Genomic DNA, 14,171 nt, shown 5'->3' on the forward strand with positions numbered 1-14,171 from the left:
AAAGGTTTTGGTTGTTTGGTTGTTAGCGGTTTGAGTATTTCTGATATAAGGAATAGCTATGATAATTTCGGAGTTTTTTAGTGAGCTACGGAAATTACGGAGCCAATAGTGCACGTTGCACATTGGCAAGCAAATCCTTATCCCGGAAGGGCTTGGCCATAAATGCTTTCGGATTGGTACGCCGGGCTGCTGCCTGGATCTGTGGATTGTTGTTTGCTGTGAGGTAGATAAAGGGTATGGCCCGTGAATCCAGCTCTTTGCCCAGCTCAAGGCCACTTTCCGGGCCCTGTAAAAATATGTCCAGCAGTACCAGCTCCGGCAAACGGTCGTTAATACTCTGTATTGCTGCCGGCACAGAAATGGCGATATCCGTTACTTCATAACCTGCTCTTTGCAAAGTGAGTTGTATATCTTCTGCCACTATAAATTCGTCTTCTACAATTAAAATTTTCTTTTTCATAACTAGGAGATAGCGGCTGCGTGATCAGCCGGGTGAGTATGGAGGAGCATCAGGTTACTTTCGGCCACAAAGCGGATATGAACATGCAGCCCTGCATTGCTGGTGAAGCGGATCTTGCCATTGATTTGCTTGGCCAGACCCCTGATCAGCCGGATGCCCATGGTATCGGAATGCTCTATATCAAAACCGGAAGGGATGCCGCGACCATTATCGCTTATATCCAGCGTAATATTGTTTCCTTCTTCCTTTTTCATTTCAATAGTGATAGTGTTGTTTGTACTGTTAAGAAAGGCATGTTTTATGGCATTGGTGATGGTTTCATTTAATATCAGCCCGATAGGGATGGCTTGTGAAATGTCAAGGTCCACCGGGTCGGAGTGCACGTTGAAACTGATCAGTTTTTCACCGGTAAGGCCGGTGTCGAGGTAAGCGATCAGTTCATTGATGTAATTTGGCATGTGCACAAACGCGGTGTTTTTGCTTTGATACAATTTGAGGTGAATCAGCGAGATAGCCTGCATGCGCTGAATACTTTCCTGTATGGAGGCAATAGCTTCTTTGTTATCGAGGTACTTGGACTGTGTGTTCAGCAGGCTGATAACGATCTGCAGGTTGTTTTTTACACGGTGATGAATTTCCTTCATCAGCCATTCTTTTTCTACCAGCAGGTGTTGCAGTGAAGTATTTTTCAGGTTGATTTCCTTGTTGCTTTGCTGTTTGATGCGGTATTGATTATACAATAGTCCCAGTATTATGAGCAGCAGTAAAATAGCCACTATGGTGATGTTACGTATCAGCGCCACATGGCGCAGTTCCATCTGATGTTTATTGTTGATGAGGTTCAGTTCTTTGATACGCGCATTGGATTTGGTGAGTTCGTATTCTGCCTTCAGTGCTTCAATGTTTTGGGACATGGTTTTGTAGAAGAAGCTGTCGGCTACTACATACTGCCTGGTTTTAGTTTCCAGCGCGGATTTATAATCTTTCTCCGCTATATACAGCTCCGTAAGTGCTTCCAGGTAACGGATTTCCTGTCGCGGTACCTTTTGTTTGCGGGCAAGGAGTACTGCCTGGTTCAGGTAAGAGATGGCTTTATGTGGTTGTTCTTTTCCATAGATTTTACTGAGCGCCAGCAGGGATTGTAATTCGCGGAGGTAGTTGTTGATATTGCGTGACCTATGCAGGGCTTCCTCGCTGAGTGCGATGGCTTTTTGGTTATTGCCCTGTTTAGCGTATATGCCTCCGAGATTGTTGAGAATATTGATGTTGAGGCCCTGGTATTCGGGGCGGTCTTTACTCAGTTCATATCCTTTTTCCAGGTAAAATTTTCCTTCCTGGTATTTGTTCAATCGATTGTATACAACACCGAAATGGTTGTAAATATTGAGTGAGATGTTGGAGAACGGGAGTTGTTCATTATAAGATTCTGCCAGCTTCAGGTATTCGAGTGCCTGTTCATTTTTCAGCTGGTCGAGGTATACCCAGGAGATATTGTAATAAGCCTCCATGATACCGAATTTGTCTTTAACCCCTTCGGAAATTTTCAGCGCCTTCAGGAATTCGGCGATGGCTTTATCATAGTTGCCATTGCGTAGATACACTACGCCTATACGAATTTCTGTGCTGGCCTGTCCTTTGGCGGAGTCGAGGCTGCGGAATATTTCCAGGGCATGCTCATACTTTTGTTTGGACTGTTCAAAGTTACCATCGTTGTCATCGATCATGCCCTGTTGCAAAAGCAGTTGGCCAATACCGTTGCTGTCTTTCACTTTCAGGGCAATGTCCATACCCTGGCTGGCGAATACCCTGGCTTTTTCCGGTGCGAGGTAGCGGTAGTGTTTGACGGAGTCGAGGTAGGGTTTTACTGCTGTCGGCTTTTGGCCCAATGCCATGCACGGTAGTAGCAGGGATAATAAAATAAGTGTGTATCTGGCAGACATACGAATGCTTTATGGAACTGGAAACTAGGCCTGGTTATCGGAATGGGTGATGAATGTTTTTTTAATGCCCAGTTTTTCCATCCTTGATTCGAGGGTGGTAGGCTTGAGGTGCAGGATTTCTGCAGCACCACCGGCGCCGCGTATACGGCCGTTGGTTTTTTTGAGTACGGACAGGATGTATTCCCGCTCGGTAGCCTGCTGTAATTCCTTTACATCATGGAGAGATCTGGGAGCTGCTTCAGGAACGGGGGTATCGGCCGTGGCGGGGATGCTGAAGGGATTCCTAAGCTCCCGGCCCCATTCCAGCGGACTTTTACCGTCGTTCAGGACAAAGGCCTGCTCCACGATGTTTTCCATTTCACGGATATTGCCTGGCCAGTGGTATTGAAGCAGTTCTTCCATGGCGGCTGGTTTGATGCCATGAAAATGTTTGCCTGTTTTTTTAGCGAACTTTTGTCCGAAAAAGTTGGCGAGCAGGGGGATGTCTCCCTTTCTTTCGCGTAGCGGGGGCAGCATCACCGGGAATACGTTGAGCCGGTAATAGAGGTCCAGCCGGAATCTGCCCGCGTTAGTTTCATTTTCCAGGTTTCGGTTGGTGGCTGCGATAATGCGTACATCCACTTTTATGGTTTGTTTGCCGCCTATGCGTTCAATTTCTTTTTCCTGGAGAACGCGGAGCAGCTTTGTCTGCATTTCCAGTGGCATTTCTCCGATTTCATCCAGGAAAATGGTACCACCATGGGCCAGTTCAAACTTACCGATGCGGCGGTCCATGGCGCCGGTAAATGCGCCTTTTTCATGTCCGAAAAGCTCGCTCTCAATGAGGTTGGGAGGGAGGGCTGCGCAGTTTACTTTCACCAGTAATTTATCTTTTCTCGGCGAGAGGCCGTGGATAGCCCTGGCCACCAGTTCCTTGCCGGTTCCGCTTTCTCCCAATAATAAAACAGAGGTATTGACAGGCGCCACCCGCGTTACCTGGTCAAATACTTTAAGGAGCAGCGGGCTGGTACCAATAATTTCTTCGAAGTTGGAATTAGTTTTCAGTTCTTCCTGCAGGTAATTTTTTTCATTTTTCAGTCGCTCGCTGAGCTTCTGTATTTCTTCGTGCGCGAGGAGTCTGTCTACCGCCAATCGCAGCGAGGCTTCCAGCTGGCTAACTGCCTGCAGGTGTTCATGCGTATAAACGTCCGGCAGTTTGCTGTAAAAGGAGAAAATGAAGATATTGTCGGCGCCGAGGTCCAGGTGAATAGCCATGTTGCTTTGCAGCTGGTATTTTTTGGCGAGGATTTGTTTAAGTGGCTGGATGGAAAATAACTGCTGGAAGTTTTTTCCGTTGAATATATTCTGGTTGGCGGGTTTGGACACGCACATCCGGTAAAACTGTGGAGCGTCGGTGCCGAGGATGTTATACAGGCTTTGAATCGGAATCGTCTGGTAATCGTTGAAGCCTATACGAAAATACGAGGCGGCGTAGGTAAGCTGTGCGGCGGTATCGTGGCGGAGGCCGATGGTGAGGAAATCGAATGGCACTGCTGGTTGTAGGGTTTGTGCTACCTGCAGGAGGCGTTCGTCCCAGGAGATGTCGTCCGTCATGATATTGGTGATGGCCAGTTGAAGCGACTGTTCCTTACGGAGTTTGGATTCCATGCTGTGTGCATGGCGGTAGTGGGCCATGTCGAGCGTAACCAGTACATCTTTTTCCCGGAAAGGCTTTACCAGGAAGCCGTATGGCTGGGTAGCCCTGGCGGCTTCCAGTACGGAGTCGTTGTTGTTGGCCGACAGGTATACGAATGCTATGTTTTTCTCTGTAAGTAAAGGTGCGAGGTCTATACCTGTTTTGTTTCCTTTGAGGTATATGTCCAGCAACACCAGGTGCGGCTGGTATTTATGAATCATTTCCAGCGCTTCATCCACGGAGTCGGCAATGCCGCATACCTGGTATCCTGCTTTGATCAGGATGCTGCGCAGGTCGTTGGCCACTACAAACTCGTCTTCTACAATTAGTATCTTCTTTTCCATTTCCCGATAAATATTAGTCAGTTAGTTTACAGAGAGGATAGTGAGGGTGGGTCTGCAAAAAAGGGTCCGGATCGATATCCCCCGTCATTCCTGCATTTCCGGGATAAAAGTAGGCTTTAATCGTATAAATTTTCGGATAACTCCGAAAATTTCGGAGCATGGCGTTCGGAGTTGTGATGGAAATGGAAGAAAGTACCGCTTTCAGATGGCAGAGTCAATACTTTGATGCCCGAATCATTTATGGTACAGCGGTTGAATAAGAGAGGAAAATGATTTTACTATGTCCAATGTTTGGAAGTCGATCCAGGATATTTATCTGGCACTGGAGCAGGGGAATATCGGGAAGATTATGACCCTTATCGAAGAGGATACACTGTTTATGCTGGATAAACCACTGGGGGGAACTTACAGGGGCAGGGAAGGGCTGCTGCTGCTGATAGGGCGGTTTTACCAGGGAGGAAGCCGGGTAAGCAAGCATATTGTGCAGATGGTGAGTCAGGACGACCGGGTGATGGTGAGTGGCTGCACTGAGGTGCTGGTCAATGGGGAGGTGATAGGAGAAGTGCCTTTTGCTGATGTATGGATTGTGGAGGATGGGCGTATCGTGGAAGTGCAGCTGTATTGCCTGGATACGGCGCTGGTGTCGAAATGTTTCTTATGATGTTTAGGTATTTGAGCATATAGGCTGATCCCTGGATTCTCAGAATGGCCCGACCTGAGGTCGGGCCATTTTCATGTGGTCAAAAAATATTTTTTTAAATAAGCGAATGCTTACTTATTTTTGTGCCATGAGATATCGTGACGAAAATAAGGTTCAGAATATCAAGGCCCGGGCGATTGAGATGATTGCGAAGGAAGGGTTGGAGAATTTCGGCATAAATCGTTTGGCGAAGGCGGCGGGGGTATCCCCGGCTACCATCTATATCTATTATAAAGATAAGGAAGATCTCATCAGTACCATTGTAAAGGAAGAAACGGAGAAGTGGATCGCCTATTTATTCAAAGGCTTTTCGCCGGAGATGAGTTTTGAAGAGGGCTTGTGGGTGCAGTGGAAAAACCGTTCGGACCATGCATTTGAGTACAAGGAATTGAACCAGTTCATGGAAAAAATACGCAACACCGCTTTTGGAGAGCGTTTCCTGCATGGTATTTCGGACGAGATGCGCAAGCACATGGGGAGTTTCCTGCAACATGCGAAGGACAATAACGAGGTTGATGAAATGCCGCTGGAAGTATATTGGGCGGTGGCATTTGCGCCATTGTATACACTGATTCGCTTTCACCAGGAGGGCAGGAGTATAGGCGGCAGGTCATTCACCATATCTGAATCCGTGATGCGTCAAACATTTGAACGGGTGATAAAAGCCTTAAAGAAATCATAAGTTTTTTAGCTCCATATATACATAGTAATTTTTATGAAAACACAACAATCGTTTAGCCCACAACAGAAGCTGATCGTGGTGATGCTGGCACTCACGCAGTTTACTGTTATTCTGGACTTCATGGTGATGTCGCCCCTGGGAGATATGCTGATGAAGTCAATGAAAATTTCGCCTGATCATTTTGGCATAGTGGTGGCTGCCTATGCTTTTAGTGCGGGCATCTCCGGTTTACTAACTGCTGGTTTTGCGGACAAGTATGACCGTAAGAAGTTGCTCATTTTCTTTTATGCAGGATTTATTGTTGGTACGCTCTGCTGTGGTCTGGCGCAAACCTACCCTATGCTGGTAGCGGCCAGGATTGTCACCGGAATTTTTGGTGGTGTGATCGGCAGCGTATCCATGGCTATTATCACAGATTTATTTCCACTTGAAATGCGTGGCCGCGTAATGGGATTCATGCAGATGGGGTTTGGTGCCAGCCAGGTACTGGGGATTCCTATCAGCCTGTACATCGCGAATCACTGGGGTTGGGAAGCACCATTTTTCATGGTGGTAATATTGGCTGCCCTGGTAATGGCGCTAATCGTGATGCGACTCCCGTCCGTTACAGCGCATCTGGCGTTGCAATCAGATAAAAGTCCGGTACAGCACCTGCTACATACCTTCAGCAAGCGTAACTACCGGATTGCCTTTCTGGCAACGGCGTTGTTGTCGGTAGGTGGTTTTATGATGATGCCTTTCGGTTCGGCCTTTGCGATCAATAACCTCCACGTAACTACGGAGCAGCTTCCCCTGCTGTTTACTTTTGCCGGTTGCGTATCGCTGATTTCCGTACCGCTGATTGGTAAGCTGAGTGATAAGATCGATAAGTTCGCCCTGTTCAGCATCGCCTCGCTGTATACCATGGTGATGGTGGTGGTGTACACGAACCTGGGTCCAAGTCCGTTCTGGATCATCATCTTGCTCAACGTATTGATGCTGGTGGGTATCCTCTCCCGCATGGTACCGGCTACAGCGCTGATTTCGGCTGTGCCGCAAATGCAGGACAGAGGCGCTTTTATGAGTATTAACGCCTCGCTGCAATCCATCGCCGGCGGACTGGCAGCTGTGCTGGCAGGCAGGATCGTAATACAAAAGAATAATTTTAGTCCGCTCGAACATTATGATACCGTAGGCTGGGTGGTAGTAGGATTCAGTATGGTCGGCATCTTTTTGTTAGGACGGGTAAGTAAGATGATCAAAACAAAAAATACAGCAGCAAAGGAACCGGAGCTGGCAGCACAAACTTCCTGAGTCCTTTGACGCTAAAAAATACGGGCACCGCCGGCCGCGCAGATTATTCTGCCGGCCGGTGTTTTTTATTGTATATGTATAGTGTGGTGGAATATTTTTCTATTTATTTTATATAATTTGATTTCATGTTCTGTTTATATGGTAGAAAATTATACTTATTTCTGTTTGTGTTGCGTTTTATAGATGTTTATGCTATAAATTGCACCCAATAACATTTTTTGATTCAGATAATGGTGGCTGTTAGGAATAACAGCATTAAAAGGGAATAGTGTGCAAATCACTGGCTGTCCCGCAACTGTAAGCAGTACCTGAATTTTATCTACCTGATGTTCATTGCCGGCAGGCCCGGTGAGAAGAACAGATAAAATACTGCGAGCCAGGAAACCTGCCTTATCTGCCTGTTGACAAATACTTTCGTGGACTGAAGTGGGTCAGCTTTCAGGAATGCCGTTATGGGCTGACGTACGCAGCGTCCATACGTTACTTCCTTCCCACAACAGGCCTGCGCAGGTATTAAAGTAAATGCTCCTTATTCACTTTAAAACCGGATGAACCATGATCACACATAACCTGGGATATCCCCGCATCGGCGCCCACCGGGAGCTGAAGAAAGCCAATGAAGCCTACTGGGCTGGCAAAATTAATGCAACTGAACTGGAACAAACCGCCAGAAGCATCCGCCTCAACAACTGGTACCTGCAAAAAGATGCAGGCATCGATATCATTCCGTGTAATGATTTCTCCTTCTACGACCATGTGCTGGATACCTGCCTGATGACAGGCGCCATCCCGGCCCGTTATCACGAGTTGCTGGTAGATAAGCAACTTAGTCAGCTGGACCTCCAGTTTGCCATGGCCCGCGGCTATCAGAAAGAAGGACTGGACGTTACCGCCATGGAAATGACCAAATGGTTCGATACCAATTACCATTACATCGTTCCGGAGTTTGCAGCCAACCAGCAATTTTCCCTGTTCTCAGAAAAAGTGATTACACAATACCACGAAGCGAAACGTGCAGGATTCCAGGCAAAGCCGGTACTGCTGGGGCCTGTATCTTTCCTGCTGCTCGGTAAGGAAAAGGAAAAAGGCTTCCATCGCCTGCAACTGCTGGGTAAGTTGCTGCCGGTATACCTGGAAGTGCTGTCTAAACTCAACGACCTCGATGCACATTATATTCAGTTCGATGAGCCTTGCCTGTCGCTCAACCTCAACAAAGTAGAGCAGGACGCCATCACCAAAGCCTACACTACCTTCCAGCAGGCCTTCCCACATATGCATTTTATCTTAGCATCCTATTTTGAATGCTATGGCGAAAATCTCCAGACAGCCCTGAACCTGCCGGTGCAAACCCTGCACCTGGACCTGGTGCGATGTCCATCCCAACTGGATGACATCCTGGCTACCGATATCAAACACAAAAAACTTCGTTTATCCCTTGGTGTAGTAGATGGCCGCAATATTTGGAAAAACGATTACGATAAATCCCTGGCGCTGATCCAAAAGGCACAGCAGGCACTGGGGGCCGACCGCCTCCTGTTAGCGCCTTCCTGCTCCCTGCTGCATGTGCCCTGCGACCTGGACCTGGAAACAGACGAAGCAAGTTTGCCGGCTACCATCAAATCCTGGATGGCTTTTGCTAAACAGAAACTGGATGAGGTGAAAACACTGGCAGATCTGTCAACAGACAATCCTTCTGTGAATGCCTTGCAGGACCTGAAAGACAATCAGGCGGCCATGGAGAGTCGCCGCACGTCTCCATTAATTCACCGCCCGGCGGTAACTGCACGCGCTGCTGCTGTAACAGACACGGATGCACGCAGAGCCACTCCGTTCCTGCAACGCAAACAGGCGCAGCAGGCAGTATTACGGCTGCCTAAATTCCCTACCACCACCATCGGCTCTTTCCCGCAAACGCCCGCCGTGCGCTCCTGGAGAAACAAATGGAAAAAAGGGGAACTTACACCTGCCGAATATGATGCGCTGATCAAAGAAGAAACCGCGGCCTCTATCCGCTGGCAGGAAGAAATTGGCATGGACGTACTGGTACACGGCGAGTTTGAAAGAAATGACATGGTGGAATATTTTGGCGAGCAACTGGAAGGCTTTGTATTTACCCGGTACGGCTGGGTACAGAGCTATGGGAGTCGCTGTGTGAAGCCGCCGGTAATTTTTGGTGATGTTTCCCGTAAAGATGCCATGACGGTATATTACACCAGGTACGCACAATCACTCACCAATCGCCCTGTGAAAGGGATGCTTACCGGACCTGTTACCATTCTGCAGTGGAGCTTTGTGCGCAACGACCAGCCACGCGCTGCTACATGCCTGCAAATTGCACTCGCCATCCGCGATGAGGTGAGCGACCTGGAAGCAGCCGGTATTAAAGTGATTCAGATCGATGAACCGGCGCTGCGTGAAGGACTGCCGCTGCGCAAAGAAAACTGGGAGAAATACCTCTATCATGCCGTTCGTGCCTTTAAAGTAGCTTCCTCCGGGGTACAGGACAAAACACAGATTCATACCCATATGTGCTATGCTGAGTTCAATGACATCTTTGAGAGCATAGCCGCCCTGGATGCGGATGTGATCACAATTGAAACCAGTCGCTCCCAAAATGAACTCCTGGAAGGTTTTGCCAGTTTCCAATATCCTAACGATATTGGGCCGGGAGTATACGATATACACTCTCCCCGCATTCCTGCTGAAGAAGAAATGGTAGACCTGATGGAAAAAGCGATGACAGTGATTCCGGCCGATCAGCTATGGGTAAACCCTGACTGTGGCCTTAAAACAAGGGACTGGCCGGAAACAAAAGCTGCTGTAGCCGCTATGGTGGCTGCCGCTAAAACACTCAGGAACAAAGTGCCTGCCTGATTCAACAGGGAGTAATGATCCAGGAAAACAATGTAATATGACTATAGAAGAACGCATGCAGGCATCGGAAACGCATATATTTAAAGCGATATTCCCCGATAGTACCAATCACTATGACACCATGTTTGGCGGCACCGCCATGTACCTCATGGATGAAGTAGCCTTTATCACTGCTACCCGCTTTACGCGTAAGAAGGTGGTAACCGTATCATCGGACCGGATCGACTTTACCAAACCTATCCCCGCCGGTACCATTATAGAGCTGATAGGCCGCGTATCCAAAGTGGGGAACACCAGCATGAAAGTAAGCGTAGAAATTTACGTGGAAGAAATGTATTGCAACAACAGGGAAATGGCTATTTCCGGCACATTCACCTTTGTAGCCATCGATGATCAGAAACGACCCGTGAGTGTTTTGTAACCATATTCATTTCCTATAAAAAGGTCCCCGGCAGCATGACTGCTCCGGGGGCTACTTTTTTCGGCTATTTCATTCATCCAAAAAGGCAAAAGATTTACGAAATTGGGAAAAATTACCGCCAACAATGGGAGAAACGATTTTGCACGAAAACAAAACATTCACGGATGTGGACTATACAGAAAAGCGACTGGTGAACCGTGAATTTGTAAAATGCGAATTTGTTAACTGCAACTTTACGAAAAGTGACCTCCGTGATAATAACTTTGAAAACTGTGTTTTCAGGCAATGCAATTTCTCGCTGACACTCATCGACGGCGCAGGTTTCAGGGATATTACCTTCCAGTCGTGCAAGGTGTTGGGTGTGGATTTTAGTCGCTCCAACAAGTTCATGTTTTCCTTCACCTTCCTTGATACCGTATTGGATTACTGTGTTTTCTTCGGCGCAAGGCTGCGTAAAACCCTTTTCCAGGGCTGTTCCTTGAAAGAAGCTGATTTTTCGGAAGCGGACCTGACAGCGGCTGTATTTGACAACTGCGACCTTACACTGACGCGTTTCTCCGCTACCCAACTGGAAAAAACAGATTTCAGAACCGCGTATAATTTTAGTATCGATCCTGATTTTAATAAAATCAAGAAGGCAAAGTTTGCGGCAGCTAACTTGTCGGGCTTGTTGACAAAGTATAACCTGGATATAGATTTTGATGCTTAACGTCATGGGTGGCGAGGGGGCGAGGCCCTCGCCACGGGTAATTCCTCCCGCCAACGGCGGGAGGAATTACCCGTAATCGCCAGGACCGCAGGGACCTGGCGATTACGGGTAGACAACAACAACTCTATCTCCATTGTTATCCTATAAAAAGACAACTATCACATGGCAGATGCTACCTACACCGTTACCAACAACACCAAAGAGCAACAACTGGAAGTAACCGATGGTACTGACAAAGCAACCCTTACTTACCGGTTTTACAAAAACGACATCGCGCTGATGCATACCACTGTGCCCGCATCCATGGGAGGGAAGGGGATTGCGACCCGGCTGGCCGTAGCCGCATTTGATTTAGCTCGCGAGCTGGGCAAACCGGTGATGGTATACTGTCCGTTTGTTGCCAGCTTCCTGACCAAACATCCGGCATACAAAGCACAGCTGGATAAAAATTATCATCACTGATCCCCAACCAACCCTCTCCGGGAAAAAACGTATCTTTGCTGCCCAATTTTTAGACTAGATATGACACTGGATGCTATTTTGAACGAACGTAGCGGCGGCAACTGCGAAGTATGCGGCGGCAATACAGACCTGAAAATCTACGAAGTACTGCCGGAAACAGGCGCTGTAGAGGATTACAGCATTTTGCTCTGCAATACCTGCCGTAACCAGATTGAGAAAAAAGCCGAACTGGACCCTGCCCACTGGAGCTGTCTTACCACCAGCATGTGGAGCGAAGTGCCAGGCGTACAGGTGGTTTCCTGGCGTATGCTCAATCGACTCCGCGATCAAAGCTGGGCCGCAGAGCAACTGGATATGATGTACCTCGACGACGACAGGCTCGCATGGGCGAAGGCTTCCGGAGATCATGAAAATGATGCCACCGTTGACCTCCACCGCGATTCCAACGGTGCGGTACTCCAGAATGGTGATACCGTTGTACTCACCAAATCCCTCGACGTAAAAGGTACCACCCTCAACGCCAAACTGGGTACAGTCGTGAAAAACATACGCCTCGTTCCGGATAATACCGAACAAATTGAAGGTAAGATCGAAGGACAGATGATCGTAATTCTGACGAAATACCTGCGCAAGCAGCATTAATACGCGCCTTGCAGGCGTCTGTAAAAACACTATCTCTGCTTTAATCAATAAGATTAAAGCGGAGATTTACTCGAATAGACGCCTGCGAGGCGTCTCTACTTTTTCGGCAGAAAATACAGCAACACTGCTGTAACCACCAGAAAAACGATATTCAACCATGTAGCCCAATGGTAAGCATGTATATATGCCGTCACCGAATGCTCCCCCTCCAACAACCGGAAAAATACCCCACCGCTCACACCTATCCCAAGCGCCACCGCCGTTTGCTGAAAAGTGGTATAGGTGCCTGATGCCGCACCGGCAAAGGCAGGAGGTATGCTACGAATACTCAGTGTCAGCAGCGATGGTAATACCGACCCGCACCCCATGCCATATACAAATAACAGCAGGTATATTTTTGAAGATGCTATTACATCTCCCTGAAAAAATTTAATGTGCAGGAATAAAGTAACAGCCATCAGCAACACACCGGCCATTAACACTTTGCGACCGTATAACTTTACCAGCCGGATAGACGATACCGCGGCCACCACATAACCAATACCCTGCGCAGCAAACAGCAGCCCCGTAAGGCTGGAACTGAAACCCAGCCCGTTTTGCAGCAATACCGCATTGATCAGGAAATAGCTGTCCTGCACCATGAAATAAAACAATACCGCCAGCAGCCCGATATTAAAATCCCGGAAGCCAAACAGCCGTAAGTCTATCAACGGCTCCTGGTTTCGTAGCCCTTTGTGCCGCTGATCACGGATAAACAGGACCAGCATTACCAACGCAGCCAACAGCATGCATACCGCCCAAAGCGGCCATCCCAGCTCCCTGCCCCGTATCAGCGGATAAATGAGGAAAATCAGCGTGGCGGTAAGCAGCAGCACACCGGATACATCAAAGCGCGACTGCGATACCAGCGGGGTCTCGTGTAGGAATTTTACGGCAAACCAGGTGGCCAGAATGCCTATAGGCAGGTTGATGAGGAAGATCCACCGCCAGCCATCCATCAGGAAATGTACATCGGGAATCAGCCCGCCCAGCAGCTGCCCAATCACAGAGGCAGTACCTGCAATGCTGCCGTAAATGCCCAGCGCTTTTATACGCTCCTCGTGTTCCGGGAAAAGCAGGTGTATATAAGCAATGCTCTGCGGCACCATAAAGGCCGCACATACGCCCTGTAAAAACCTGAAGCTGTTTAACTGCCCGGCAGTTTGCGCCAGGCCGCAGCAGCACGACATCACCGTAAACGATATCATACCGGCAACGAATACACGCTTTTTGCCCAGGTAATCGCCCAGTCGCCCGCCCGTAATCAAAAATGCCGCATACCCTATCAGGTAAGCCGCTATCACCAGTTGTAAATCCGCCTCTGTGCTGTGCAGGCCGGCCTGTATCGAAGGCAATGCCACATTCACAATAAAAATATCGATCACCGATAAAAATGCAGCAGCCGACACGATCCAGAGCTGCCACCACCTGTTGTTCTCCGATTGTACTATGCTAATCATCTATTCCGTAACTTTAAGGAAGCAAAGTTGATGGCCCTATAGGGCATTATCAAGTAGTTCATCGAATAATACCTGGTATGGAAAAGAATACTATTAGTGAGCAACAAGCAGTTAGCATGACGGATGAATTGCAGCTGTTGATGGAAAATAACATTGCGCTGACAAACGCAATGCAGGTAATAGGAGGAAAATGGAAGCTGCTGCTGTTAAACAGTATCCGGCTCGACTGCCCCGCACGCTTTGGTGAACTGCGTAAAAAAATGCAGGACATCACCCACGCTACCCTTACGGCACAATTGCGGGAACTGGAGCAGGACGGCATTATTGAACGTAAGGTATATGCGGAAGTGCCGCCACGTGTAGAATACAAACTCACCCCGCTGGGCATTACCCTGGTGCCCATCATCACCTCGCTGTGCGACTGGGGGGAAGCCTACAAAAACAGGATGGTTTAAAATATTATTTTCATT

General features: G+C 48.1%; 13 protein-coding genes and 1 riboswitch. Of the genes, 9 read left to right on the forward strand and 4 right to left on the reverse strand.

The features are described from left to right. Nucleotides 1–94: 94 nt before the first annotated feature. The 3 genes from BUB18_RS24850 to BUB18_RS24860 are packed head-to-tail and all read right to left on the reverse strand — an operon-like array spanning nucleotide 95 to nucleotide 4,419. Nucleotides 95–460 (reverse strand): response regulator, encoded by a 366-nt coding sequence (locus tag BUB18_RS24850; RefSeq protein WP_073086312.1) that lies wholly within the window; start codon nucleotides 458–460, stop codon nucleotides 95–97. Nucleotides 461–462: 2 nt separating this feature from the next. Then, a complete protein-coding gene (locus BUB18_RS24855) occupies nucleotides 463–2,400 on the reverse strand; it encodes a tetratricopeptide repeat-containing sensor histidine kinase (RefSeq protein WP_083550742.1) in 1,938 nt (645 codons plus the stop codon). 24 nt (nucleotides 2,401–2,424) lie between these two features. Beyond that, a complete protein-coding gene (locus tag BUB18_RS24860; protein ID WP_073086316.1) occupies nucleotides 2,425–4,419 on the reverse strand; it encodes a sigma 54-interacting transcriptional regulator in 1,995 nt (664 codons plus the stop codon). Nucleotides 4,420–4,699: 280 nt separating this feature from the next. Between BUB18_RS24860 and BUB18_RS24865 the strand changes: the two genes are divergently transcribed. The 8 genes from BUB18_RS24865 to BUB18_RS24900 all read left to right on the forward strand — a co-directional run bounded on the left by BUB18_RS24865 (nucleotide 4,700) and on the right by BUB18_RS24900 (nucleotide 12,202). Beyond that, nucleotides 4,700–5,080, forward strand: coding sequence for a nuclear transport factor 2 family protein (locus tag BUB18_RS24865; protein WP_073086318.1), 381 nt, complete (start codon nucleotides 4,700–4,702; stop codon nucleotides 5,078–5,080). 127 nt (nucleotides 5,081–5,207) lie between these two features. Beyond that, entirely contained in the window at nucleotides 5,208–5,801 is a 594-nt protein-coding gene (locus tag BUB18_RS24870) for a TetR/AcrR family transcriptional regulator (protein ID WP_073086320.1), read from the forward strand. Nucleotides 5,802–5,834: 33 nt separating this feature from the next. Then, nucleotides 5,835–7,094, forward strand: coding sequence for an MFS transporter (locus tag BUB18_RS24875; protein WP_073086322.1), 1,260 nt, complete (start codon nucleotides 5,835–5,837; stop codon nucleotides 7,092–7,094). Between the two features lie 213 nt (nucleotides 7,095–7,307). Further along, nucleotides 7,308–7,501, forward strand: a riboswitch (cobalamin riboswitch). Between the two features lie 148 nt (nucleotides 7,502–7,649). Then, entirely contained in the window at nucleotides 7,650–9,968 is a 2,319-nt protein-coding gene (metE, locus tag BUB18_RS24880) for a 5-methyltetrahydropteroyltriglutamate--homocysteine S-methyltransferase (RefSeq protein ID WP_073086324.1), read from the forward strand. 37 nt (nucleotides 9,969–10,005) lie between these two features. After that, on the forward strand, nucleotides 10,006–10,389 hold the full coding sequence (locus BUB18_RS24885) for an acyl-CoA thioesterase (RefSeq protein ID WP_073086326.1): 384 nt from the start codon (nucleotides 10,006–10,008) through the stop codon (nucleotides 10,387–10,389). Nucleotides 10,390–10,513: 124 nt separating this feature from the next. Continuing rightward, nucleotides 10,514–11,098, forward strand: a complete 585-nt coding sequence (locus BUB18_RS24890) for a pentapeptide repeat-containing protein (RefSeq protein ID WP_073086328.1) — start codon at nucleotides 10,514–10,516, stop codon at nucleotides 11,096–11,098. Nucleotides 11,099–11,260: 162 nt separating this feature from the next. Beyond that, a complete protein-coding gene (locus BUB18_RS24895) occupies nucleotides 11,261–11,560 on the forward strand; it encodes a GNAT family N-acetyltransferase (RefSeq protein WP_073086330.1) in 300 nt (99 codons plus the stop codon). A gap of 60 nt (nucleotides 11,561–11,620) precedes the next feature. Beyond that, nucleotides 11,621–12,202 carry a PhnA domain-containing protein gene (locus BUB18_RS24900; protein ID WP_073086332.1) on the forward strand — a complete coding sequence of 194 codons (582 nt, stop codon included), beginning with the start codon at nucleotides 11,621–11,623 and terminating at the stop codon, nucleotides 12,200–12,202. A 95-nt stretch (nucleotides 12,203–12,297) separates the two neighbouring features. Here the strand turns inward: BUB18_RS24900 and BUB18_RS24905 are convergent, their stop codons facing one another. Then, entirely contained in the window at nucleotides 12,298–13,701 is a 1,404-nt protein-coding gene (locus tag BUB18_RS24905) for an MFS transporter (protein WP_073086334.1), read from the reverse strand. 77 nt (nucleotides 13,702–13,778) lie between these two features. Here BUB18_RS24905 and BUB18_RS24910 point away from each other — a divergent pair, with 77 nt between their 5' ends. After that, nucleotides 13,779–14,156, forward strand: a complete 378-nt coding sequence (locus BUB18_RS24910) for a winged helix-turn-helix transcriptional regulator (RefSeq protein ID WP_073086336.1) — start codon at nucleotides 13,779–13,781, stop codon at nucleotides 14,154–14,156. Nucleotides 14,157–14,171: the final 15 nt, after the last annotated feature.

The organism is Chitinophaga jiangningensis (genome assembly GCF_900142605.1).
Lineage (GTDB): Bacteria > Bacteroidota > Bacteroidia > Chitinophagales > Chitinophagaceae > Chitinophaga > Chitinophaga jiangningensis.